Genomic DNA, 22,079 nt, shown 5'->3' with positions numbered 1-22,079 from the left:
CCTGGAGGAGTGGGCCTGGTCATCCGGCTGATCGAGTTGCTGATCATCGTGGTTCCGTTGATCGGCGTCATCTTCGCGGGCTCGAAGGCCGTCTCGAGATTCCGGAGACAGGCGACGGATCCGGAGGGGACGGCACCGGCCCCGGCCGTGGTCGCCGAAACCGGGTCGACCAACCAGGCTGCGCGCTGGCGCGCGATCCAGCGCACGATCGGCGAGCATGATCGCACCGACACCAGATGGCTGGAGTACGAGCTCGACCCGGTCACCTTGCTGGACTATCCGCTGATGACCGACATGTCCGAGCCCGTCACCGAGCGTTTCCACCGGGCCAAGTGGCGCGCCGATCTGCTGCGGCCCGCAACCGCGGAGGCGCTGCTCGACGACCGTGATGCCGCCGCCGAGTACCGCGCCGCGGTCGAGGATTACGTCAGCGCGTTCGCTGTCGCCGAGGCCGAAGCGACGCGCCGCAAGCGGAGCTACTTCGCCGAGGACGACCAGCAGCGGGTGGCGCGCGCGCAGAACCTGCTGAGAATGGCCACCGACGACGGGGCGACGCAACAGGAACGCGAGCGGGCGTACGGCCTCGCGAGGCGAGAGCTGGAGGGGCTGGTGGTACTGCCGGAGCGGGCGCGGGCTCAGATCGAACGTGGGATCTCGGGAGAGCTGGGCACGTAGATCGTTAGGGCACTAACAATTAGTGTACTATCTAAGCGTGACGATCGAGACCGTACGTGAGGCCGACCCCCTCGCACTCGAACAGCAAGTCTGTTTCGCGTTGGCGGTCACCAATCGCGCGGTCCTTGCGGTTTACCGTCCACTGCTCGAACCGCTGGGTCTCACGCACCCGCAGTATCTGGTGATGCTCGCACTCTGGGACCGCCGCAAAGACGGTCCGGGGCCGCTGTCGGTGAAGCAGATCGCCACCACCTTGCAGCTCGATTCGGCCACCCTTTCTCCCATGCTCAAACGCCTCGAGGCGCTGGGGTTCATCACGCGCACCCGGAGCGTCGCCGACGAGCGCTCCACAGCCGTCGAACTCACCGCGGCCGGGGTGGAACTGCGTGAGCGGGCGGTGGCCATCCCGCCCGCCGTGATCGCCCGGCTCGGGGTCGACATGGCCGAACTCGAGCAACTGCACCGCGTCCTCACCCGGGTGAACGCCGCCGCACTCGCGGCCGGCGCCCTGGAAAACTAGACCCGACGACACAGGAGCACCATGTCCGCCGACAAACCGAAGACCGCCGACAAACCGAATGTCTGGCAGTACATCGCCTTCTCCTACGGCAAGCGGTTGCCGGATTCCATGAAGCGATGGGTGGCCGAGGATCTCGCCGGCCAGGGCGCCGTCAGGCGTCACATGATCCGGTTCGCCATCCCGCCACTGTTGGTGCTCGGACCGATCTGGCTCATCCCCGCGTCCTTCTACGTGCGTCTGGAGATGACGGCGCCGATCTACATCTGGGCGTTGCTGATGGCGCTGGCCTTGAACAAGGTGTGGCGTCGGCACCGGCTGGCGCAGCACGGCCTGGACCCCAACCTCGTCGACGTGATCAAACGCAAACGCGACGCCCACATCCACGACGACTACATCCGCCGGTTCGGCCCGCGGCCCGAGGACGCCAAGCGGCAGTCGAACAGCAGCCCGTTCTAGCGACGTGTGGGCCCCGGCCATGCGGGTAATAGGCACGCATGGCGAAGATCGGTTACTTCCTGTCGTGTGAGCAGTACACCCCGTCACAATTGATCGACCAGGCCAAGCGCGCCGAGGATGCTGGGTTCGACGCGCTGTGGATCTCGGATCACTTTCACCCGTGGAACGACGAGCAGGGGCAGAGCGCGTTCGTCTGGGGTGTCATCGGTGCACTCTCGCAGGTGACGTCGCTGCCGGTGTCCACCGCGGTCACCTGCCCGCTGATCCGCATGCATCCGGCCATCGTCGCCCAGGCCGCCGCCACCGCCGCCGTTCAACTGAACGGCCGCTTCGTCCTGGGGGTGGGCACCGGTGAGGCGCTCAACGAGCACGTCCTCGGCGACCAGTGGCCGGCCCCGGCAGTGCGCCTGGAGATGCTGGAGGAAGCCATCGAGGTGATCCGGCGGCTGCACACGGGCAAGAAGATCAGCCACCGCGGTGAGTACTACGACGTCGAAGAGGCGCGCATCTACACCGTGCCCGACGAACCCGTGCCGATCTACGTGTCGGCCTTCGGGCCCAAGGCCGTTGACCTCGCGGCCCGGGTGGGCGACGGCTACTGCACCACGATGCCGGACGCCGACCTGATCAAGCAGTTCCGCGACGGTGGCGGTGGCGACAAACCCGTGCAAGCCGGGACGAAGGTCAGCTGGGACGCCGACGCCGACAAGGCGCTCGAGGTCGCCCATCGGTTGTGGGCCAACGAACAACTGCCCGGCCGGCTGGCCCAGACGTTGCCGTCCCCCAAGGATTTCGCCGATGCGATGACACTGGTGCCGCCGGACAAGGTGGCCGAGTCGGTGACCTGTGGCAGTGATCCGGACAAGCACGCCGCGCAGGTCAGGGAGTTCGTCGACGCCGGCGCCGACGAGGTGTACGTGCAGCAGGTGGGGCCCGACATCGAGGGGTTCTTCACCGCCTGGCAGCGCGACGTGCTGCCGCAGCTGCGTTGACGGCCGGGACCCGGTGTTGCGTCCGACACCGGGCGTGAGCCCTCAGATCGCTTCGAACGGTTCCCCGTCCAGGGCCACCGACGGTTCGCCGTCCGGGCCCACCGGAATGTCGCCCACCAGAGTGATGCGGTAGAGCCGGCGGTCATGGTCGGTGGTCAGATCGCTGGGCGCCAGGTGCACGGTGGAGCGGTTGTCCCAAAACGCGATACTGCCGGGCTCCCACTTGAACCGGACGGTGTACTCGGGCCGGGCGAGCTCGTCGTAGAACAGGCCCAGCAGCCGCCGACTCTCGTGTGGTGAGACGCCGACGATGTGGGTGGTGAAACCGGGGTTCACGTACAGGGCTTTCTCACCGGTCTCGGGGTGCACCCGCACCACAGGATGCTCGGTGAGCAGTGGCCGCTGATTGACCCGGCGCTGATAGTCCTCGGTGGCGGTGGTTCCGTCCGGGGGTGAAAAGCGGTGTACCGCACGAAGTGTCTCGGCCAGCCTCTGCACCGGTGCGGACAGGCCGGCATAGGCCGCGACGGTGTTCGACCATTGGGTGTCACCGCCGTAGGGCGGGATCACCTCCGCCCGCAAAATGGAGGCCGCCGGCGGGTTGACCGCCGCGGTGACATCGGCATGCCAGTTCGGCTTGTCGAATCCCCGGGTGGCGCCGTAGCGGGATTTGAAGCGGTCCCGGAAGATCGGGTAGATGGTCGGGTAGTTCGCGTCGGCGATCGAGTCGAACAGTGGATGGGCCGGTGTCGGTGCGCCGAAGGCCGATGCGAAACGCAGGTGATCGTCGTGGTCGATGAACTGATCGCGGAAGAACACCACTTTCCATTTCAGCAGCGCGGCGCGGATGTCCGCGGTCTGCGCGGAATCCAGCGGCCGGGTCAGGTCGACGCCCCGGATCTCGGCTCCGGTCCACCCTGATTGGGGTCGGACGTCAACGGCTTGCGCGGTGTGGGCTACCTGGGTCACTGGCTGGTCTCCTTGTCACTGGTTGATCGGCTTGGGTGTCACACCGTCGAGCTCGTTCTGGGCGGTGACGATGTCGTTGTAGCGGCCGTCGACGTACGGGGTCACGTCCACCAACGTCTTGGTGGTGCCGGTCTCGTGCAACCCGTCGGCGACCGTCTGGAACAGGGCGGTGGACTCGTCGTCGATCGGGTAGTAGGAGGCCACCCCGTCCTCCTCGTAGAGCTTCTTGCCCTGGTCGTAGGTGATGCCCTGCTGCTCGACGTAATAGGCGTTGATCCACTCGTCGGCGTGGGTGTCCTTCCAATTGTTGGCTGCCACAGCGCGTCCCACGTAGTCACCGATCGCCGCGGCCTTGGCGGGGTCATCGAGAACGTCTTTGCGGACGATCAGGCTCTGGATACCGGTGTTGATTCCGGTGCCGTCGCCCAGGATCGGCGGTTCACCCAGCTGGTAGTACTGGTTGCCCAGGACGATCGCCGCCTCGACCGCACCGGCCGCGAAGGTCGGAACCACCTCTGCGCCGGCCAGTTCCACCGGTTGCACATCGGTGCGCAGGTCCAGCCCGTGCTTCTTCAACAGGGCCGCGGTCACCATATGGCGGCCGGAACCCGGCGGGTAGGCCACCCGTTTGCCGCGCAGGTCTTCGATGGAGTCGATCCCGCTGTCGGGCTTGGCCACCAGGTAGTAACCACCACTCGTGCCCGGATTGGCTTGTAGGCCGATGGTGACCAGATCGGTGACACCGCTGTCCACTGCGATCGGCACCGGCGCTTCGCCGATCGAGCCGATGTCCGCGGCGCCGGAACGCAACGCTTCGATCACCGCCGCGCCGCCGCTGAAATCGGCGAACTCGACGCTGTAGGGGGCGTCCTTGCCGGCGTCGGCGAGATTCCACGGCAGTGACTGGGTGGCGTTCTGCTCGGCGACCACGATCGCGGTGCCTGCGGGAACGTCGGTGTTGGTGGCGATCTGTACGGAATCGATGGCCTCTTCCGTGCCGTCATCGGACAGTCCACATGCTGCAGAGAGCAGCGAGACAGCAAGCAGGGCAGACACTTTCAGATATGACATGGGGTTGTCCTCAGAGTTGGATTTCGCCGGTGACGCCGAGTTCGGCGAGCAGTTGCCGGCGCAGGGTGGCGAACTCGTGTGAGTCGCGGGCCCGGGGTTTGGGCACCGTGACGTCGACATCCAGGGAGATGACGCCATCGGTCAGCACGATGACGCGGTCGGCCAGCAAGATGGCTTCGTCGACGTCGTGGGTGACGAGCAGGACCGCGGGGGTGTGCCTGCGGCACAGGTCGACCAGCAGGCCGTGCATCTTGATGCGGGTGAGCGCATCCAGGGCGCCGAACGGCTCGTCGAGCAGCAGCAGCTGTGGTTCGCGAACCAGGGCCCGCGCCAGTGCGACTCGCTGCGCTTCACCGCCGGAGAGGGTGCGCGGCCAGACCTTGGCCTTGTCGGCGAGGTTCACCTCGTCGAGTGCCGCGCGGGCCTTGGCCCGTACCGCCGCCGAGGCGGGTAGGCCGATGGTCACGTTCGTCAGCACCCGCTGCCATGGCAACAGCCGCGGATCCTGGAACACGATGGCCCGGCGTTCCGGAACCCGGACGTCACCGGTGAACTCGGCGTCCAGCGCGCCGAGGGCCCGCAGGAAGGTGCTCTTGCCCGACCCGCTGCGGCCCAGCAGCGCAACGAACTCTCCTGACCGGATCTCGAGGTCGAGTCCGTCCAGAACAACGTTCTCGCCGAACGACTTCCGGACATCGCGGGCGATGACGACGGTCTCGGTGAGCGTTTCAGTCGCCGTCATACGCACGTCTCCAGGTGAGCAGGCGCGCCTCCAGGAAGCGCACGATGAGGATCGAGGTGAGCCCGAGGATCGCGTACACCGCGATGAGGACGAACACCACGTCGATCTGGAAGTACTCGCGGGCGTCGGTCATCATGCGGCCCAGACCCTTCTTGGCGTTGATGGTCTCGGCGAAAATCAGCGACAGCCAGGAGGCGGTCAGGGCCAGCCGCAGGCCCACCAGGAACCCGGGCAGTGAACCGGGGATGATGACCCGGTAGATCAGCTCGGCCCGCCCGGCGCCGAACGAGCGGGCGGCCTCGACCAGGCCGGCGTCGACGCTGCGGATCGCACTGAAGGTGTTGATGTAGATGGCGACCGCCACCGCGAGGGTTATCAGCGTGATCTTGGGGACCTCGCTGATGCCGAACCAGACGATGAGCAACGGAACGAGCGCGAAGTTCGGTACCGCGCGCAGAACCTCCATGTTGGCGTCCACGAAGTTCTCGCCGATCCGGGAAAGCCCCGCGATCAGTGCCAGGACCAGACCCAGGGCGATGCCGAACACCGCGCCGTAGCCGACCCTCAGCAGGCTCGTGACCAGGTGCTCCTGCAGCGAACCCGCCGCGATCAGGTCCACCGCCGCGGCCAGCACCCGGGTGGGTGGCGGGACGGTCCGCTCATCGAAAACACCTGTGGTGGAAAGAATTTGCCACAGTGCGACAAGCAGGACCGGGCCGAACAGGCGTTGCAGCCAGCGTGGCACCAGCTGGCGCCGCTGCCGCTTGCTGATCAGCGCACGCGGGTCCACCAGCACCGCTGCGCTGCGCGCGCGGGGGAGCACCGTGGCCATGTCAGGCTGCTCCGAAGAACTCGCCTGAGATCGATTCCGACTGACGGCCGTCGGGGCCGACGGGGATGTCGCCGACCAGCGTGATGCGGTGCAGTACCCGGTCGCCGTCGACGTGCTCGAAATCGCGTGGGGCCAGGTGCAGCGCCGCCCGGTTGTCCCAGAACGCGACGCTGCCCGGCTCCCACTTGAACCGCACCGAGTACTCGGGGCGGGCGATCTCCTCGAACAGCAGATCCAGGATGTGCCGGCTCTCGCGCGGTGACAGATCCACGATCTCCCGGGTGAACGACGGGTTGACGTAGACCACCGGTTCCTTGGTCTCGGGATGGATCCGCACCACGGGGTGCACCGAAGCCAGTGGATTGGAGCGCACCAGATCGCCGATCTTCTCCGAGCTGCGGTCGGCGCCGACGTGCGTGCCGAACCGGTGTTCGGCACGCAGCTCGCCGATGAACTCCCGGACCGACTCGGACAGGCCCTGATACACGGCAGCGACGTTGGTGAACTGGGTGTCGCCGCCGAACGGTGGCACCACCTCGGCGCGCAGGATCGAATGTGACGGCGGATTGATCAGGGGTGTGACGTCGGCGTGCCAACCAGGACCGTTGGGACTCTGCCGCTTGCGGTACTTGGTGCCGTACCGGTGATCGTAGGCAGCGGGTGAGACCGTGTGGATCTGCGGGAAACCGGGCGGGGCGGAGTCACCTTCGTAGGGGTGTCCCGGTGTCACCGCGCCGAACTGAGCGCCGAACGCGATCTGTGCAGCGTGATCGAGGGTCTGATCCCGGAAGAACACCACCTTCCACTTGTGCAGCGCGGCGCGGATCGCCGCCTTCTCGGGTTCGGTCAGCGGTGTCGCCAGATCGACCCCGCTGATCAGGGCTCCGGTCCAGCCGGACAGCGGCGAAATCTGCACAGCGGTGGCCGTAACATCATCGGTGGCAGCAGTCATCGACACTTCCCCCTCGAAAGTGGTTGCAAGATCCTGGTATTCGACGTTAACGGGGAATTGCCGGATGGCTACGGGTTTGAATCGGCGTGAAAAGAAGGCCGCCGGCGGGCGCTGACACCCGGTACGGCACAATTGGATTCAATCTGAAGTCGAGCGAAAGTCGCAGGTAGCCCTATGTTCACCATCGCCCAGCCGACCCTCGCCGTGCGGAATTCGACCGAGCGGTTCCCGGTACGGCGGGTGTACTGCGTCGGACGCAACTATGCCGACCACGCCCGCGAGATGGGCGCCGACCCCGACCGCGAGCCGCCGTTCTACTTCGCCAAGCCGGCCGATGCCGTCTTCACCGTGACCGAGGGGTATCAAGGTGGCCCGGCCGGCGTCGCGCCCTATCCGCCGCAGACGGCCAATCTCCATCACGAGATCGAGCTGGTGGTGGCGCTAGGTGCCGGCGGGGCCGACATCCCGTCGGCGACCGCCCTCGAGCATGTCTGGGGTTACGCCGTCGGGGTCGACCTCACCCGCCGTGATCTGCAGGACGCCGCCAAGGCGGCGCGCCGGCCGTGGGATCTGTCGAAGGGGTTCGACGCCTCCGGCCCGGTGTCGGAGTTGGTGCCGGCGGCCGGTGTTCACCCGGACCGGGGCCGGATCTGGATCAGTGTCGATGATCAGTTGCGACAGGAAGGTGACCTGGCCGACCAGATCTGGCCGGTGGCCGATGTCATCGCGTACCTGTCCGCCTCGGTCACGCTGCAGCCCGGGGACCTGATCATGACGGGTACCCCGTCGGGCGTCGGGCGGATCGACCGCGGCCAGCGAGTGGACGCAGGGATCGACGGAGTCGGAGAGCTGCACTTCACGGTCGAATGAGCGCGCCTGTCGGCCGGTGAGCGCCCGGCCTGGGACAGTCGACGCATGAGGCGGGTGCTCCTGGTGGTGCTGATGTGCGTGCTTTTCGCCGTCGCGCCGACACCGGCCGCCCGGGCGGATTTCGCCGCCCGGATAACCCAGGCCGATGAGTACCTCCGAACCCGGCCGGGCACCGTCGGCTATGTGCTGCGGGACCGGACGACGGGACTGGCTCACCGCAACAGCGCGGCGGGGGCGATGATCTGGACCGCATCGACCATCAAACTGGCCATGGTGGTCGACCTGCTCACCCGGGCCACCGCAGGGCAGATCAGCCTCACCGCAGAAGACCGTCAGCTGATGGCCGACATGATGCACTCTTCGGACAGTGATGCCGCGGACGCATTGTGGGCCCGGTTCGGCGGCGCCGACCACATGGCGTTCAACCGCAATTTCCCGGCCTACGGGATGACCGGGCTGAGACCGCAGCCGGGCTTCGGTGACACCTACCCGGACTGGGGTTTCCAGAAGTCGACCGCCGACGACCTCGACCGGTTGATGAACTACACCCTCGGCAGACTGCCGGCAGCGCAGACTGCCGCGATCGTCGCCGAGATGCAGGGCGTCGACGCCAACCAACAGTGGGGAGTCTGGGGCGCGGGGCCCGACATGGCCCCCGGCAACAAGAACGGATGGTCACCGGAACAGGGCGGCTGGGTGGTCAACAGCGTGGGTTTCGCCGGCCCGGGCCAGCGGTACACCCTGGCGATCATGAACTCCCTCGATGGTGACGGTGGTTTCGAGGACGGGATGCAGACCACCACCCGTCTGGCCGAGATCCTGCTGGGTTCGGGCTCATGACAGTCCGGTCAAGGGCGGGCCGGCGCGCCATACCTCGATTGCAGGCGCCAACCCCTGCGCCAGCACCGGCAGCTCGGGGATCAGCGCCGCACACGCGATGAACTGCAACGTGCGGGCCGCATCCATCACCTGCTGGATCCCAGGGTCGGTGGTCCGTAGACCCACCCGCCGCGCCGCTGCGTCGTAAGCACCGTTGGCGTCGGGACCCATCATCGCCAGATCCCACTCGACCGGACCGCAGGTGACGTCCTCGAAGTCGGAGAATCTGATGCCGCTCCTGGTGCGAATGACGTTGTGCGACGGGCCGTCACCGTGCAGCGGCTGTACGTCGATGCCAGGGAAGGCGCGACTGAACGCCGCAGCGTCGCACAGCGCCGGCCGCAGGGTCTCGTATTCGGTTCGGGCACGGGCGATATCGGCATCGGTGAGCAGGTCCGAGGGGGACAGTGCGGCGAGCATGCCGGGCACGCCGACGTTGAACGGGGCCAGGAACGGCAGCGGGTGGGGATACCGCGCCAGCGCAGCGTTCAGTTCGGCGGTGTAGGCCACATCGACACCGGAGTACGGTGCGTGGTCGTCGGCAAGGTCGGCGAGGTCCCAGAACGTCATCGCGAAGCCGTTGTGGCGCACCGGTGCTCGCGGTACCAAGGCGGACGGAGCGATCACCGGGACGTCCCGCTCATCGAGCCACGCCACGACATCGAGTTCGCGCTGCTGCCGTCGCAATTGGGACTCTGGTGTCAGGCCCGGGGGTATCACCACCTGGACCCGCGCCACGAGGGGAGCAGGCCTCAGGTGCACGACCACCGAGAACACATCGTGCAGTACCACCCCGGTGTCGACATGCACCCCGAGAACTCGGGCCGCGTCGACCGCTGCCTGAGTCGCCCGCTGGCTTCGGCGGGCCTGTTGGTCTGCGCTGATCACCGGCGCCACCCTGCCACGGGCGACCTTGCGCTGTCACGCGGTTTTGGGGGCTAGCACTACCTGGAAATTGTGGGCAGCGCGGTGGTGGCCGCGCCGGTCGGCACGCGAGGCTGGTTACCATGCAATCTCACGTATCCACCGTGGAGCACCTGTCCCGCCGGTTGTCCGTGGTCGTCCCCGGCTCCTACGACGAGGTGCGGAGCCGTTACGAGCGTCTGGTACCGATCGTGGACTACGCCGCTTTCGCCGCCGCGCACACCTGGAACGAGGCGGTGATGGCCGCGGAAGACAGTGCACCACACGGATTCATGCGGTACTACCGCGGCGATATCGGTGCGGCGCTGGCTGATTCACCGTCGACAGGGCAAGCCACCGAGTACCTGATGGGCAATCACGTCATCGCCGAACGGATGTTCCGGCACGATCCGGCGGTGATGTTGCACGCTCCGTTGCGGACGGTGATCCACCTCGATCGGGCCGGCGAGACCCGCTTGGTGGTGGACCAACCCAGCCTGCTGTTCGCGAGTTTCGGGGTGGACGAGATCACCACTGTCGGGCTCCACCTCGACGAGCTGTTGGCGCGGCTTCTCGAGCTGCTCGGGGGCGAGGTTCCCATCGCCCTGCGCAGCGCAGCCGGTGCCGTGCGGGAACGGAGAGCGTCCTGAAGCTGCCGCCCAGGCCACGATCAATCCGGCGCCGACGTCTCCGTGACCCGGTGTGCCACTTCGGCGAGGGCGGTGTTCGACTCCTGCGAGAGTTTCTTGAGCAGCTCGAAAGCGCTCACCGCGTCGATACGGAACCGTTCCATCAGAATGCCTTTGGCCTGGCCGATCACATCGCGGCTCATCAGTGCACTGCGGAAGTTCTCCTCCCGGCGCGCGCTGTCCCAGGCCAGCGCGGCGTGCGTCGCGAACACCACACCCACGTCCACGCTGTCACTGTCGAAGGCCCGCGGAGCGTCGGCGTAGACGTTCAGCGCACCGAGCCGTTGCCGGCTGGTGAACAGTTCGAAGGCCAGGATCGACCGGATCGGTGTCAGGTCGAGCGCGGCTTGTCGGTAGCTGGGCCACCGGTGGTCCTCGGCGAGGTCGGTGACGTGCACGGTGTGGTGTTCCCAGGCGGCGACCAGGCATGGACCCTCGAGGAACCGCTGCTGGACCTCGTCGAGAATGCGCGCATAACGGTCGGTGGAAGCCTGCGTCGTCACTTCCCGCTTGCGGCTGACGACGGTCAGACCGGCGTACTGGGCACCAGGCACGGTTTTCACGGCCTGCGCGACGAGCTCATCTGTGACGACTTTGCCTTCATCGCCGGACCAGTTGTGCAACTCGCGGGCCAGGTCGGCGATACGCAGGTGCAGTGCTGCAGGGTCGTATTCGTCCATGGCGGTCCGTTCGATTGCGGTCTGTGTCGACTTTAGTGCGCAGTCCGTGGGCCCCGACGGTGTTGTACCGAGCTCACAAGAACGAGCGTGCCCGGGCGAGGCGAGCTTGCCACCACCGGATGGTGTTGCCGTCGGTGAGCGCCCACCGGGCCAGCAGTTCGGGTTCCGGTCGCGGTGGCATGGGAGCGACGGGTACGAAGCCATCCACCGGCACCAGCGCGCGCGTTTCGGTGGTCACATCGGCGGTCACCCAGCTCGGACGGCCGATCGCACAGTCCAGTGGCAGCTCGGGCAGGGTTCCGGCCAGCGCCGCCGCACCGGCCGAACCGACACTCGACTGGTGCCCGGCCCGCACCACGCCCGGCAGGCCGGTTGCCTCGGCGGCGCGCAGAGAACGCCGCACGCCTCCGAGGGCGGCGCAGCTCAACACGGCGATATCGGCGTGACCGCCCAGCGTCGACCACGATTCGACGCCGGCGACGTCGACGGCGATCGGGACATCGACCCGGCGCCTGACCTGGGCGAGTTCATCCACCCGGTCCACCGGGAGTTCGACATATTCGAGCGCGCCAGCGACACCGAGGAGGGCGGCTATCCCGGACGCCGCGGCCTCGACGTCCCAGTCGCCCCGCACCACGCAACGAATCCGGCCCTCGGGTCCCAGCGCATCGCGCACCGCCTCCACGCGCGAGCAGTCAGCGTCGAAGCTGCCCGCCCAGACGGTCACTTCGGCGGTGCGGCATCCCGATGACACCACCAGATCGCGCGCCACATCCGGATCGACCGCGGGCACCGCGACCGCGACAGGAACCCGGCCGCGGACGGGATCCGGCCAACCCACGGTGCCTGGCTCGACCGCCGCGGTGAGCCACCGAGCGGCGTGCCGGTCATCGGCGTCATGGGGCGGGCTGAATTCACCCCACCCCTGCGGCCCTTCGATGAGCATGCACACGCGTGGGCCTGACTCGCCGAAGCCCGGCAGTACCGGCAGTGCCACCACGACGGCATTGTCGAAGTCGATCAGTGTCTTCACGCATGGCACGATCGCACTGATGCTTCCTCCTGACAATCACGTGCACTCGGAATTCTCGTGGGATACCGGAATCCACGCGTCGATGAAGCAGACCTGCCGGCGTGCTGTCGAAGTAGGTCTGCCCGCCGTCGCCTTCACCGAACACATCGACTTCACCGAATGGGGCGCCGACGATCATCCGCACGGCGAAATCGTCTGGCGGGAAAGGGTTTCGCCCATCGATCTGGACGGATACCTGGCCAGCGTGCAGGAGTGCCGCGACCTGTTCCCCGAACTGCGCATCCTGACCGGGATCGAGGCCGGCGAGCCGCACCACTTCGCCGGCAGTGTCGCGGCTGTGCTGCGCCAGGCGCAGTTCGACCGGGTGCTCGGCTCGTTGCACTCGATCGTGCATGACGGTCGGTTGGTCTACACCGACCGTGTTTTCGGGTTGCGCCCGGCCGCCGATGTGGTGCGTGACTACTTCGCCGAACTGGTGAATCTCGTCGAGGGCTCCGGGGTCTTCCAGGTCCTCGCGCACTGCGACTATCCGCGCCGCTACTGGCCTAGCGCTGAGGGGCAGTACGTCGAAGCCGACTACGAGGAGGAGTACCGCGCGGTGTTCCGCGCATTGGCATCCTCGGGCCGGGCGCTGGAGCTCAACACCGCGAGCCCGCTTGCGTCGGCGACATTGATGCGGTGGTGGTACCAGGAGGGCGGCGGGGCCGTCTCGTTCGGCAGCGACGCGCACGTGCCATTGCGGGTGGGCCAGCACTTCGACGTCGCCGTGGACATCGTGTCCGCCGCCGGCTTTCGGCCCGGGCGTGACGAATACGACTTCTGGCGCCGGTGAGCGGCCGCTGACCGTCGGTACGCTGGCGGAAATGTCGGAAGCCCGCGCCGAGTCCGCGCCCAGAACCCGCGGTCGCCGCCGGTGGCGGCGCCTGGCCATCGTGTTCACCGTCATGGCGATCCTGCTCGGGGTGCCCTGGTGGACGCTTCTGTCGCCCGCGGCCGCATGGCCTGTCCCAGTGGTGGTGACGGGCACCCTGGTCCTGGTCGCCATGTTCGTCGCGCTGCCCGTCATGACCACACTCGGGCACGGCCGCCGGCACCTGGACTGGGCTGCGGTCACCGGGGACGTCCTACTGGGCTCGGCGTGGGTGCTGTTCGTGTGGTCGGTCATCGGCCAGGTGCTCGGTGCCGTGCTGTTTGCGGCGGGTGTGGCGGACCCGGTGCGGTCACGGCTGGTCGCCGCCGCGGTGCTGGTCGTGGTGGCCGTGTTGCTGGTGTGGGGAAACCGGGAGGCGATGCGGGTGCCGCGCACCCGTGAGGTCGAGGTGCTGCTGGATCGGCTCGGGCCCGGGCTCGACGGGCTGCGTGTCGTGATGATCACCGACACGCACTACGGGCCCATCGACCGCGCCGCGTGGTCGGCGGCGGTGATCGAGCGGGTGAACGAACTGGACGCCGACGTGGTCTGCCATGTCGGTGACGTCGCCGACGGCACCGTCGAGGTCCGTGAGGCGCAGGCTGCCCCGCTGGCCCGGGTGCGCAGCAGGCTGGCCAAGGTGTACGTCACCGGCAACCACGAGTACTTCAGCGAGGCGCAGGGCTGGCTCGACCACTTCCAGCGAATCGGCTGGGATGCCTTGCACAACAAGCACATCACGGTCGAACGGGGCGGTGACACGTTGGTGATCGCCGGCGTCGACGACCGCACCGCCGCCGCCTCCGGACTCGACGGGCACGGCGCCGACCTGGCCACCGCCTTGACCGGCGCCGACCCGCAGGCGCCGGTGCTGCTGTTGGCCCACCAGCCCAAACAGGTGGCCGCGGCCGTCGAGGCGGGCGTGGATCTGCAGATCTCCGGGCACACCCACGGCGGGCAGATCTGGCCGTTCAACGTCCTGGTTCGCCTTGACCAGCCGGTGGTCCACGGGCTGAGCCGTCACGGCGCCCGCACGCAGCTCTACACCAGCCGGGGCACCGGGTTCTGGGGGCCGCCGTTCCGGGTGTTCGCGCCCAGTGAGATCACCGTGCTCACCCTGCGGCGTTCGGTCGCATAGGCGGGCACCCACCCTGGCCGTCGGCGGTCAGCTCGTAATGCCACAGTTCGTTGGCGAAGACCTGGCACAACCCGAACCGCGGCCCGTTGCGTGACATCCACGCTGCCGCCTCCGGTGGACCGATGTCGACGGCTTTGCCGGTGACGTGCGCGGAGGTCTGCGGGGAAGCCACGAATTGCTGTGCCGCTTCGACACTTCCGTAGGTTCGCACGCCGTCGTCGAACAGCCGCTCCTGGAAACCCCGGGACCGCCAGCCCGAGTTGACGCGCATCTCGACGCCCTCGGCGGCCGCGGCGCGGGTGGCCTCCTGGACCGCCGACAGCAGCGCGGGATCCAACCGGCCGATGATCGGGTCGGCGACGTCGAAGGCGGTCATTTGCACTCCGTCGGGCAGGAATCCGCCGAATGAATCGACCGCGGTGTCACCCACCGAGAACGGTTGCTGCGGCGGTACCGGGCCGGTGGCGGCGGTACCGACCAGATCGGGGTCCTGATCGGCCGGTGGCTCGGCGTACGCGGGTGCCGCGCCGGCGCCGAAGACCAGCACTCCGCCGGCCAGCACGAAGACCGCTGCCGCCAGCCACCGACCGCTCCGCATGGGCAAACTCTACGATCTACGGCATGCAACGATCGCGCGGCGCCGTGATTCTGGCCGCGTTGGCGTGTGTGATGGCCGCTGTCGCGCTGGTGGTGTCGGTGTACACCTGGTGGCGGTCCGGGCGCGTCCCCGAGTACACCGTCGAGCAGCAGGCGTCGGCCAAGGACACCGCCTGCGCGGCGTACGCCACGGTCCGCACCGGGGTGGCCACCAACACCAACCTGGCCACCTCCGGTGGAGATGTCACCGGCGCGCTCGCCGCGGCGGCCAACGCCAGGGTGGCGCTGATCGGCGGCGGGCAGTACGTGCTGGCGCGCCTGGCGCCGGCGACCCCGGCTGAGCTGGCCGAACCGCTGCAGAAGTTCGGTGAGGCCCTGATGGATTTCGGTGCCGCCGCCACGGCGGGCGCGCTGAACACGGACCCGGCCCAGGCCGCGCGGCTGCAGGAGATCGACGCGCTCAACGGCACGCTGAAGGGGTTGTGTGGCTAATCGCGTTCCGCGGTCTCCAACAGCGCACGGATGACGTCGGGAATCGGCACCGGTCGGCGGGTGGTGCGGTCGACGTACACGTGGGTCCAGTGCCCGACGGCGGCCACCGGATGCTGCTGGTCGGTTTCGCCTGCCCCTGATTGAAACGCGCTCAGTCGGTACGTGACGCTGCTGCGGCCGAGCTTCGCCACGGCCAGGCCGATCATCAGCGGGTCGGGGAACTTCAGCTCGGCGTAGTAGCGGCAGCCGGACTCGGCGACCACTCCCAGCCACGGCGCCGTCAACGGGTCCACGCCGGTACTGGTGTTGATCCAGGCGTTGATGGCGGTGTCGAACAGCGCGTAGTACACCGCATTGTTGAGGTGGCCGAACATGTCGTTGTCGGTCCAGCGGGTCAGCACCGGCCAGTGCACCGGGAAGTCGGCGCTGGTCAAGGCGCGTTCGTTGGTGTCCATGCGCTGCAGTCTGGCAGGTGCGGCAGGCTAGGCGTAGTTAGGAGGCAAAGTCATGACCATCTCCATTCGCGGTGCAGTGCTCGACGAGATCGGGCTTTCGCGGCCCTACACCGACTCCACTCCGCTGCACATCGCCGAGCTCGAACTCGATGCACCGGGTGAGGGTGAGCTGCTCATCCGCATCGAGGCCGCGGGGCTGTGCCACTCGGATCTGTCCGTCGTCGACGGCAACCGGGTCCGGCCGATGCCGATGCTGCTGGGCCATGAAGCCGCCGGTGTGGTCGAGCAGGTCGGGGGCAGCTCCGATCTGTCGGTCGGCCAGCGGGTGGTGATGACCTTCCTGCCCCGCTGCGGTGAGTGTTCGGCGTGCGCCACCGACGGCTTGGCGCCCTGCATCCCCGGCAGTGCCGCCAACGGTGCCGGCACCCTGATGAGCGGTGCGGTCCGGCTGAACCGGGCCGGGCAACCGGTTCTGCATCATCTCGGGGTGTCGGGGTTTGCCACGCATGCCGTGGTGGACCGGCGGTCGGTGGTGCCCGTCGATGCGGATGTGCCGCCGACGGTGGCTTCGCTGCTGGGCTGTGCGGTGCTCACCGGCGGCGGTGCGGTGCTCAACGCCGGGCAGCCGCGAGCCGGCCAGACCGTGGTGGTGGTGGGCCTCGGCGGGGTCGGGATGGCCGCGGTGCTCACCGCCCTGGCTCACGACGATGTGCGCGTGGTCGGGGTGGACCGGCTACCCGACAAGCTCGCGGACGCGTCGGCTGCCGGTGCGCATGAGGTGTACACCCCGGATGAAGCCGTCGAGGCCGGGATCAAGGCTCCCGTGGTGATCGAGGCGGTGGGCCATCCCGCGGCGTTGGAGACCGCCGTCGCGCTCACCGGGCCGGGCGGCCGCACCATCACCGTCGGCCTGCCGCGCCCAGATGCGCGGATCACGTTGTCCCCGTTGGGGTTCGTGGCCGAAGGCAGGTCGCTGATCGGCAGCTACCTGGGTTCGGCGGTGCCGGCGCGCGACATTCCCCGTTTCGTCGAGTTGTGGCGATCGGGCCGGTTGCCCGTCGAGTCGCTGGTCTCGGCGACCATCACCCTCGACGAGATCAACCACGGGATGGATGAACTCGCCGACGGCCGGGCGGTGCGCCAGGTGATCGAATTCGGGTGAGGCCGCGGTAATGGCGGCTAGCACTACCTGAGGGTGTCCAGCCAGCCCGGTGGTTCTGCCGCCCACCGCGCATGACACTCGGTACATGACCGAGACAGCGCAACACGCGGACACTTTGACCGACGGCTTCCACCTCGTTGTCGACGCGCTCGAGCTCAACGACGTCGAGACCATCTACGGCGTGGTCGGCATCCCCATCACCGACCTCGCCCGGCTGGCTCAGGCCTCTGGAATCCGTTACATCGGCTTCCGGCACGAGTCCGCGGCCGGCCATGCCGCAGCGGCAGCGGGCTTCTTGACCAAGAAACCCGGCATCCTGCTGACCGTTTCGGGACCCGGCTTCCTCAACGGCATGGTGGCGCTGGCCAACGCCACCGTCAACTGCTTCCCGATGGTGCACATCGCAGGCTCCAGTGACCGCGCGATCGTAGATCTGCAGCGCGGCGATTACGAAGAACTGGATCAGATGAACGCCGCAAAGCAGTTCGCCAAGGCCAGCTTTCGCATCAACCGGGTGGAAGACATCGGCCGAGGGGTGGCCCGCGCCATCCGCACCGCCGTGTCGGGCCGGCCCGGCGGGGTGTACCTCGACATCCCCGCATCGGTGCTGGCGCAGACCATCGACGCCGCCGCCGGTGCGGCATCGGTTTGGAAGGTCAACGACCCTGCACCACCGCAATTCCCGTCACACCGCAGCGTCCTGGAGGCGATCGGCCTGTTGGCCCAGGCGCAGCGACCGCTGATCGTCCTCGGCAAGGGCGCTGCGTACTCGCAGGCCGACGACACCATCACGAACTTCGTCGAGCAGACCGGCATCCCGTTCATCCCGATGTCGATGGCCAAAGGCCTGCTGCCCGATGACCATCCGCAATCGGCTGCAGCGGCCCGTTCACTGGCGTTGGCCGAGGCCGACGTGGTGCTGCTGATCGGAGCGCGGCTGAACTGGCTGCTCGCCCACGGCGAGGCACCGCAGTGGGCGCCGACCGCCAAGTTCATCCAGATCGACATCGATGCAGCGGAATTCGACAGCAACCAGCCGACCGCGGTGCCCCTGGCCGGTGACATCGGCTCGGTGCTCAGCGCCCTGGTGGACACCCTGGACCGGCACCCGGTCAGCTGTCCGCAGGCCTGGCGGCACGAGCTGGCCGAACGCACCCGCGTCAACGACGCCAAGATGGCGACCCGACTGGCCGAAGACCCCGAACCCATGCGGTTCTACAACGCACTGCGCGCAGTGCGCGACGTGTTGCGCGACCACCCGGAGGCGTACGTCGTCAACGAAGGCGCCAACACCCTCGATATCGGGCGCAACGTGCTGGGCATGACCGTGCCACGCCACCGCCTCGATTGCGGCACCTGGGGCGTCATGGGAATCGGCCTCGGATACGCCATCGCCGCGGCGGTGGAGTCGGGCCAGCCGGTGGTGGCGATCGAGGGTGACAGCGCGTTCGGATTCAGCGGCATGGAGATCGAAACCATCTGCCGTTACCAGCTTCCCGTCACCGTCGTCATCCTCAACAACGGCGGGGTGTACCGCGGCGACGACCCATCTCGTTTCGGCGGCCCCGAGGCCCCTGACCCCGCTCCGACGGTACTGGCCGCCCGCGCCCATCACGAACACCTCATCCAGGCGTTCGGCGGCACCGGCCACCACGTGCGTACCTCCGCAGAACTGCAGTCCGCACTCATCGAAGCGATCGCCGCGCGGCGGCCGGCACTCATCGACTGCGAACTCGACATCCATGCCGGCACCGAGAGCGGACATCTGACCAACCTCAATCCGCGCAGCGCACTGCAAGCTGCCCACTGAAAGGACATCGCCATGACTGCACCGCTGGCCGGTATCAAGGTCATCGACTTCACCGGCGTGCAAGCCGGACCGGCTTGTACGCAGATGCTCGCCTGGTTCGGAGCCGACGTCCTCAAGGTCGAGCGGGTGACCGGGGGTGACGTGACCCGGCACCAACTGCGCGACGTCCCGGAACTGGACGCTTTGTACTTCACCATGCTCAACAGCAACAAGAAATCGCTGGCCATCAACACCAAGACTCCGGAGGGTCTCGAGGTCATGGAGAAGCTGATCCGCGGCGCCGACATCCTGGTGGAGAACTTCGCTCCCGGCGCGATGGATCGGATGGGCTTGTCCTGGGAACACATTCACGAGATCAACCCGCGTCTGATCTTCGGATCGGTCAAGGGATTCAACGACGAGTCCCCCTGGAAGGATCTGAAGGTCTACGAGAACGTCGCCCAGGCCGCCGGCGGTGCCGCATCCACCACCGGGTTCTGGGACGGCCCGCCGACGGTGAGTGCGGCGGCGCTCGGGGACAGCAACACCGGTATGCACCTGCTGATCGGGTTGTTGACAGCGCTGCTGGCTCGCGAGAAAACCGGCGTAGGACAGAAGGTCTCGGTGTCGATGCAGGACGCCGTACTGAACCTGTGCCGAGTGAAGCTGCGGGACCAGGAACGGCTCGAAGCGGTCGGATACCTGGAAGAGTATCCGCAGTACCCCAACGGCACGTTCGGTGACGCGGTGCCCCGCGGCGGCAATGCCGGCGGCGGCGGGCAGCCCGGCTGGGTGCTCAAATGCAAAGGCTGGCAGGATGATCCGAACGCCTACATCTACTTCACCATCCAGGAACAGAACTGGGCCAAGACGTGTGAGGCGCTGGGCAAGCCGCAGTGGGTGGACGATCCCGCCTACCGCACGGCGGCCGCCCGGCAACCACACCTTTTCGACATCTTCGCCGATATCGAGAAGTGGCTGTCCGACAAGACCAAATACGAAGCGGTCGACATCCTGCGCAGGTACGACGTGCCGTGCGCGCCGGTGCTCAGCATGAAGGAGATCGCCTACGATCCCGCCCTGCGCGCCAGTGGCACCGTCGTGGAGGTGGAGCAGGAGGGGCGCGGCAAGTTCCTGACCGTCGGCAGCCCGGTCAAGTTCTCCGATTTCACCCCGCAGATCACGGGTGCGCCACTGCTGGGTGAGCACAGCACCGAAGTGCTGACCGGCCTGGGCTACACCGACGAGCAGATCGCCGGGCTCAGCACCGCGGGGATCATCCGTGAAACCCACCTGGCGCAACGCTGATGTGGCAACACTTGGCGGATCTGCTGGCCGATGCCGCGCCGCAGTCGACGGCACTGATCGCCGGGGACGAGCGCGAGCAGATCACGTATGCCGAACTCGGGCAACGGGTTTCCGTCCGTGCCGCCGCGCTCACGCGCCAGGGGCTGCGCCCGGGTGAGGTGATCGGGATCCAGGGCCGCAACAGCGTCGACTATGTGGTGAACCTGTTGGCGGCCACCAGCGCCGGGATGGTGGCGGCCCCGTTGGATCCCGCGCTGCCGGACGAGGAGCGGCACCGCCGTCTCGACCTGGTGGGAGCACGGACCGTGCTGGCCGACGGGCAGGCCGCCGTCGGTGAACTCCGTGATGTGGCGGGGCCGGTGGGTCTGGGCGGGGACGACGCGCTGGTGATGCTGACCTCCGGGACGACCGGTACGCCGAAGATGGTGCCCTGGACCCACACCGGCCTGTCCGCCGGCGTTGCGGCGGTGGTCGACAGCTACGGGCTCAGCGCGGCCGATGCCACTGTGGCGGTGATGCCGTTGTTCCACGGGCACGGCCTGGTGGCGGCGCTGTTGGCCACCCTCACCGCCGGGGGCGCGGTCCTGCTGCCGAGCCACGGCAGGTTCACCGCGCACACGTTCGCCGACGACATGAGGGCCGCAGGAGCGACGTGGTACACCGCGGTGCCGACCATTCACCGGATAGTCCTGCAACGCGGTGATGTGCTGCCGGCGCTGCGGTTCATCCGCAGCTGCAGCGCGCCGCTGAGCCCGGATCTGGTCACCGAACTGGAAGCGCGGTTCGACACACAGGTGGTGGCGGCGTACGGGATGACCGAGACCACCCACCAGGCCAGTTCGGTGCGGCCCGGCGACGCGCTTCCGGTGCGTCTACACACCGTGGGAACGCCCGCGGGACTCGTCGCGCGCGTCGTCGGCAGCGACGGGAACGAGTGCGGCCCAGGTGAGTCAGGAGAGATCATGTTCTGCGGGCCGACGGTGATGCGCGGGTATCTCGGAACACAGCCCGCGGATCCGTTCCGCGACGGCTGGCTGCGGACAGGCGATCTCGGCGTGCTGGACCTCGACGGCAACCTGGTGGTCACCGGGCGGATCAAGAACCTGATCAACCGCGGTGGCGAGAAGATCTCCCCGGAGCACGTCGAACAGGTCCTGTTGACCTTCCCCGGTATCGTCCAGGCCGCCGTGGTGGGGGTGCCCGACGACCTCTATGGCGAACAGGTGGCCGCAGCGGTGGTCACCCGCTCGTCGGCACCCGTCGACATGGCTGCACTCACCGAGTACTGCCGCAGCCTACTGGCGCCGTTCGAGATCCCACAGCGCATCATGACGGTGGGTGAACTTCCTCTGACCGCGAAGAAGGACATCGACCGTGCCGCGGTGTCGCGCGGCCTGGCAACGGCGCTCAGCGGTCGGTAGGGCCCGCGGTCGGCACGTCGGGATCGTCGTCGGCAGGCGGCTCGGGATCACGCCACTCTTCGGCGCGACTGGAGCGATTGCCCTTGATGGTGCCCTGTAGCTCGGCTTTGAGCGAGTCGTCCTCGCGTGCACTGTGTTTGGAGCTTCCGCGTTCCATCATCGTCCCTCCTTGAGGGGATCGTGCCCGAGTGTCATCAGCCGGTAGCGCCAGTGCGCCTGACCGGCAGTGGGTTCCGGTTCGTCGCCGCGCTCGGCACGGATGCGGTCGACGACGTTGCGCATCACCCGGACGTCGTCGTCGGTCAGATCGGTCCGGCGTTTCTGCAGGATCGCCAGAACGTGTTTACCTGTTTCGCTACCGGCCTGGTCGGGCAATTCCTCGGCGTCCTCGGTGGCCGCACGGGTGCGCAACCACTCCGAGAGCTCCCGCGAGGTCATGTTCACAACGCGGTGGAATTCATTCCACAGTTCGCTGTCGACGTCCACGTGTGCGGACACGCGGCTCACCTCCCGTTTCGTCGGCGGTTTTTCGGTGGTCCCCAAC

At 67.7% G+C, this 22,079-nt stretch carries 26 protein-coding genes; 14 read left to right on the top strand and 12 right to left on the bottom strand.

Going from position 1 to position 22,079, the window contains the following annotated elements; translation table 11 throughout:
- Positions 1–9: 9 nt before the first annotated feature.
- Genes NL241_RS32275 through NL241_RS32260 form a run of 4 tightly spaced genes read left to right on the top strand, consistent with a single transcriptional unit; the run spans position 10 to position 2,643 of the window.
- Complete coding sequence (locus NL241_RS32275) at positions 10–675, top strand: hypothetical protein (RefSeq protein ID WP_487690240.1); 666 nt, start codon at positions 10–12, stop codon at positions 673–675.
- A 43-nt stretch (positions 676–718) separates the two neighbouring features.
- Complete coding sequence (locus tag NL241_RS32270) at positions 719–1,195, top strand: MarR family winged helix-turn-helix transcriptional regulator (protein WP_487690612.1); 477 nt, start codon at positions 719–721, stop codon at positions 1,193–1,195.
- Positions 1,196–1,216: 21 nt separating this feature from the next.
- Complete coding sequence (locus NL241_RS32265) at positions 1,217–1,651, top strand: DUF5313 domain-containing protein (RefSeq protein ID WP_487690243.1); 435 nt, start codon at positions 1,217–1,219, stop codon at positions 1,649–1,651.
- A 38-nt stretch (positions 1,652–1,689) separates the two neighbouring features.
- The gene (locus tag NL241_RS32260) at positions 1,690–2,643 is read left to right on the top strand and encodes a TIGR03557 family F420-dependent LLM class oxidoreductase (RefSeq protein ID WP_494396123.1); all 954 of its coding nucleotides are present in this window, start codon (positions 1,690–1,692) and stop codon (positions 2,641–2,643) included.
- A 42-nt stretch (positions 2,644–2,685) separates the two neighbouring features.
- On the opposite strand, the gene NL241_RS32255 is transcribed toward NL241_RS32260, so the two are convergent.
- From NL241_RS32255 to NL241_RS32235, 5 genes are read right to left on the bottom strand one after another with little or no spacing between them, the layout of a single operon-like run.
- Complete coding sequence (locus NL241_RS32255; RefSeq protein WP_494396122.1) at positions 2,686–3,612, bottom strand: TauD/TfdA dioxygenase family protein; 927 nt, start codon at positions 3,610–3,612, stop codon at positions 2,686–2,688.
- A 15-nt stretch (positions 3,613–3,627) separates the two neighbouring features.
- Positions 3,628–4,683, bottom strand: coding sequence for a PhnD/SsuA/transferrin family substrate-binding protein (locus tag NL241_RS32250; RefSeq protein WP_487690252.1), 1,056 nt, complete (start codon positions 4,681–4,683; stop codon positions 3,628–3,630).
- Between the two features lie 10 nt (positions 4,684–4,693).
- A complete protein-coding gene (locus NL241_RS32245) occupies positions 4,694–5,425 on the bottom strand; it encodes an ABC transporter ATP-binding protein (RefSeq protein ID WP_487690255.1) in 732 nt (243 codons plus the stop codon).
- Positions 5,412–6,257: an ABC transporter permease gene (locus NL241_RS32240; RefSeq protein WP_494396121.1), complete on the bottom strand. Its 846-nt coding sequence runs from the start codon at positions 6,255–6,257 to the stop codon at positions 5,412–5,414. The genes NL241_RS32245 and NL241_RS32240 overlap by 14 nt, the downstream gene beginning before the upstream one ends.
- Position 6,258: 1 nt before the next feature.
- Positions 6,259–7,209 (bottom strand): TauD/TfdA dioxygenase family protein, encoded by a 951-nt coding sequence (locus tag NL241_RS32235; RefSeq protein WP_487690261.1) that lies wholly within the window; start codon positions 7,207–7,209, stop codon positions 6,259–6,261.
- Positions 7,210–7,383: 174 nt separating this feature from the next.
- On the opposite strand from NL241_RS32235, the gene NL241_RS32230 reads away from it, so the two are divergent.
- Together NL241_RS32230 and NL241_RS32225 are read left to right on the top strand one after the other, a co-directional pair.
- A complete protein-coding gene (locus NL241_RS32230; protein WP_494396120.1) occupies positions 7,384–8,079 on the top strand; it encodes a fumarylacetoacetate hydrolase family protein in 696 nt (231 codons plus the stop codon).
- A 45-nt stretch (positions 8,080–8,124) separates the two neighbouring features.
- A complete protein-coding gene (locus NL241_RS32225; RefSeq protein ID WP_494396119.1) occupies positions 8,125–8,919 on the top strand; it encodes a serine hydrolase in 795 nt (264 codons plus the stop codon).
- On the opposite strand, the gene NL241_RS32220 is transcribed toward NL241_RS32225, so the two are convergent.
- Positions 8,914–9,846 carry a phosphotransferase gene (locus NL241_RS32220; protein ID WP_494396118.1) on the bottom strand — a complete coding sequence of 311 codons (933 nt, stop codon included), beginning with the start codon at positions 9,844–9,846 and terminating at the stop codon, positions 8,914–8,916. The two genes, NL241_RS32225 and NL241_RS32220, sit on opposite strands and share 6 nt — an antisense overlap.
- Positions 9,847–9,965: 119 nt before the next feature.
- On the opposite strand from NL241_RS32220, the gene NL241_RS32215 reads away from it, so the two are divergent.
- Positions 9,966–10,511, top strand: coding sequence for a DUF302 domain-containing protein (locus NL241_RS32215; RefSeq protein WP_487690272.1), 546 nt, complete (start codon positions 9,966–9,968; stop codon positions 10,509–10,511).
- Between the two features lie 20 nt (positions 10,512–10,531).
- Here the strand turns inward: NL241_RS32215 and NL241_RS32210 are convergent, their stop codons facing one another.
- Both NL241_RS32210 and NL241_RS32205 read right to left on the bottom strand, forming a co-directional pair.
- The gene (locus tag NL241_RS32210; RefSeq protein ID WP_494396117.1) at positions 10,532–11,230 is read right to left on the bottom strand and encodes a GAF and ANTAR domain-containing protein; all 699 of its coding nucleotides are present in this window, start codon (positions 11,228–11,230) and stop codon (positions 10,532–10,534) included.
- 73 nt (positions 11,231–11,303) lie between these two features.
- Positions 11,304–12,263 carry an enolase C-terminal domain-like protein gene (locus NL241_RS32205; protein WP_494396116.1) on the bottom strand — a complete coding sequence of 320 codons (960 nt, stop codon included), beginning with the start codon at positions 12,261–12,263 and terminating at the stop codon, positions 11,304–11,306.
- A gap of 19 nt (positions 12,264–12,282) precedes the next feature.
- On the opposite strand from NL241_RS32205, the gene NL241_RS32200 reads away from it, so the two are divergent.
- Positions 12,283–13,095 (top strand): PHP domain-containing protein, encoded by an 813-nt coding sequence (locus tag NL241_RS32200; protein ID WP_494396115.1) that lies wholly within the window; start codon positions 12,283–12,285, stop codon positions 13,093–13,095.
- A gap of 31 nt (positions 13,096–13,126) precedes the next feature.
- A complete protein-coding gene (locus NL241_RS32195; RefSeq protein ID WP_494396114.1) occupies positions 13,127–14,311 on the top strand; it encodes a metallophosphoesterase in 1,185 nt (394 codons plus the stop codon).
- Here NL241_RS32195 and NL241_RS32190 read toward each other — a convergent pair.
- Positions 14,286–14,909 (bottom strand): M15 family metallopeptidase, encoded by a 624-nt coding sequence (locus NL241_RS32190; protein WP_494396113.1) that lies wholly within the window; start codon positions 14,907–14,909, stop codon positions 14,286–14,288. The two genes, NL241_RS32195 and NL241_RS32190, sit on opposite strands and share 26 nt — an antisense overlap.
- Positions 14,910–14,932: 23 nt before the next feature.
- Between NL241_RS32190 and NL241_RS32185 the strand changes: the two genes are divergently transcribed.
- Positions 14,933–15,400: a hypothetical protein gene (locus NL241_RS32185; protein WP_494396112.1), complete on the top strand. Its 468-nt coding sequence runs from the start codon at positions 14,933–14,935 to the stop codon at positions 15,398–15,400.
- Here the strand turns inward: NL241_RS32185 and NL241_RS32180 are convergent.
- Complete coding sequence (locus NL241_RS32180; RefSeq protein WP_487690290.1) at positions 15,397–15,855, bottom strand: acyl-CoA thioesterase; 459 nt, start codon at positions 15,853–15,855, stop codon at positions 15,397–15,399. The genes NL241_RS32185 and NL241_RS32180 overlap by 4 nt on opposite strands.
- Positions 15,856–15,907: 52 nt before the next feature.
- Between NL241_RS32180 and NL241_RS32175 the strand changes: the two genes are divergently transcribed.
- The 4 genes from NL241_RS32175 to NL241_RS32160 all read left to right on the top strand — a co-directional run bounded on the left by NL241_RS32175 (position 15,908) and on the right by NL241_RS32160 (position 21,535).
- Positions 15,908–17,017, top strand: a complete 1,110-nt coding sequence (locus tag NL241_RS32175; protein ID WP_487690293.1) for an alcohol dehydrogenase catalytic domain-containing protein — start codon at positions 15,908–15,910, stop codon at positions 17,015–17,017.
- Positions 17,018–17,102: 85 nt separating this feature from the next.
- Complete coding sequence (gene oxc, locus NL241_RS32170) at positions 17,103–18,827, top strand: oxalyl-CoA decarboxylase (RefSeq protein ID WP_494396111.1); 1,725 nt, start codon at positions 17,103–17,105, stop codon at positions 18,825–18,827.
- Positions 18,828–18,839: 12 nt separating this feature from the next.
- Positions 18,840–20,114: a formyl-CoA transferase gene (gene frc, locus NL241_RS32165; RefSeq protein WP_494396110.1), complete on the top strand. Its 1,275-nt coding sequence runs from the start codon at positions 18,840–18,842 to the stop codon at positions 20,112–20,114.
- Positions 20,114–21,535, top strand: a complete 1,422-nt coding sequence (locus tag NL241_RS32160; protein ID WP_494396109.1) for an AMP-binding protein — start codon at positions 20,114–20,116, stop codon at positions 21,533–21,535. The genes frc and NL241_RS32160 overlap by 1 nt, the downstream gene beginning before the upstream one ends.
- On the opposite strand, the gene NL241_RS32155 is transcribed toward NL241_RS32160, so the two are convergent.
- Positions 21,522–21,695, bottom strand: a complete 174-nt coding sequence (locus tag NL241_RS32155; protein ID WP_487690632.1) for a hypothetical protein — start codon at positions 21,693–21,695, stop codon at positions 21,522–21,524. The two genes, NL241_RS32160 and NL241_RS32155, sit on opposite strands and share 14 nt — an antisense overlap.
- Positions 21,692–22,033 (bottom strand): DUF3140 domain-containing protein, encoded by a 342-nt coding sequence (locus NL241_RS32150; RefSeq protein WP_494396108.1) that lies wholly within the window; start codon positions 22,031–22,033, stop codon positions 21,692–21,694. Before NL241_RS32150 ends, NL241_RS32155 begins: the two co-directional genes overlap by 4 nt.
- Positions 22,034–22,079: the final 46 nt, after the last annotated feature.

This window comes from Mycolicibacterium sp. SMGY-1XX (genome assembly GCF_059132455.1).
The sequence above is the reverse complement of the archived record's forward strand: the minus strand, read 5'-3'. Positions and strand labels throughout refer to the sequence as shown.

Excerpts from the sequence above, each read along its gene's own strand:
- NL241_RS32265 (WP_487690243.1), top strand. The coding sequence starts at position 1,217 with ATGTCCGCCGACAAACCGAAGACCGCCGACAAACCGAATGTCTGGCAG.
- NL241_RS32260 (WP_494396123.1), top strand. The coding sequence starts at position 1,690 with ATGGCGAAGATCGGTTACTTCCTGTCGTGTGAGCAGTACACCCCGTCA.
- NL241_RS32250 (WP_487690252.1), bottom strand. The coding sequence starts at position 4,683 with ATGTCATATCTGAAAGTGTCTGCCCTGCTTGCTGTCTCGCTGCTCTCT.
- NL241_RS32245 (WP_487690255.1), bottom strand. The coding sequence starts at position 5,425 with ATGACGGCGACTGAAACGCTCACCGAGACCGTCGTCATCGCCCGCGAT.
- NL241_RS32240 (WP_494396121.1), bottom strand. The coding sequence starts at position 6,257 with ATGGCCACGGTGCTCCCCCGCGCGCGCAGCGCAGCGGTGCTGGTGGAC.
- NL241_RS32235 (WP_487690261.1), bottom strand. The coding sequence starts at position 7,209 with ATGACTGCTGCCACCGATGATGTTACGGCCACCGCTGTGCAGATTTCG.
- NL241_RS32230 (WP_494396120.1), top strand. The coding sequence starts at position 7,384 with ATGTTCACCATCGCCCAGCCGACCCTCGCCGTGCGGAATTCGACCGAG.
- NL241_RS32225 (WP_494396119.1), top strand. The coding sequence starts at position 8,125 with ATGAGGCGGGTGCTCCTGGTGGTGCTGATGTGCGTGCTTTTCGCCGTC.
- NL241_RS32215 (WP_487690272.1), top strand. The coding sequence starts at position 9,966 with ATGCAATCTCACGTATCCACCGTGGAGCACCTGTCCCGCCGGTTGTCC.
- NL241_RS32210 (WP_494396117.1), bottom strand. The coding sequence starts at position 11,230 with ATGGACGAATACGACCCTGCAGCACTGCACCTGCGTATCGCCGACCTG.
- NL241_RS32200 (WP_494396115.1), top strand. The coding sequence starts at position 12,283 with ATGCTTCCTCCTGACAATCACGTGCACTCGGAATTCTCGTGGGATACC.
- NL241_RS32195 (WP_494396114.1), top strand. The coding sequence starts at position 13,127 with ATGTCGGAAGCCCGCGCCGAGTCCGCGCCCAGAACCCGCGGTCGCCGC.
- NL241_RS32190 (WP_494396113.1), bottom strand. The coding sequence starts at position 14,909 with ATGCGGAGCGGTCGGTGGCTGGCGGCAGCGGTCTTCGTGCTGGCCGGC.
- NL241_RS32185 (WP_494396112.1), top strand. The coding sequence starts at position 14,933 with ATGCAACGATCGCGCGGCGCCGTGATTCTGGCCGCGTTGGCGTGTGTG.
- NL241_RS32180 (WP_487690290.1), bottom strand. The coding sequence starts at position 15,855 with ATGGACACCAACGAACGCGCCTTGACCAGCGCCGACTTCCCGGTGCAC.
- NL241_RS32175 (WP_487690293.1), top strand. The coding sequence starts at position 15,908 with ATGACCATCTCCATTCGCGGTGCAGTGCTCGACGAGATCGGGCTTTCG.
- oxc (WP_494396111.1), top strand. The coding sequence starts at position 17,103 with ATGACCGAGACAGCGCAACACGCGGACACTTTGACCGACGGCTTCCAC.
- frc (WP_494396110.1), top strand. The coding sequence starts at position 18,840 with ATGACTGCACCGCTGGCCGGTATCAAGGTCATCGACTTCACCGGCGTG.
- NL241_RS32160 (WP_494396109.1), top strand. The coding sequence starts at position 20,114 with ATGTGGCAACACTTGGCGGATCTGCTGGCCGATGCCGCGCCGCAGTCG.
- NL241_RS32155 (WP_487690632.1), bottom strand. The coding sequence starts at position 21,695 with ATGATGGAACGCGGAAGCTCCAAACACAGTGCACGCGAGGACGACTCG.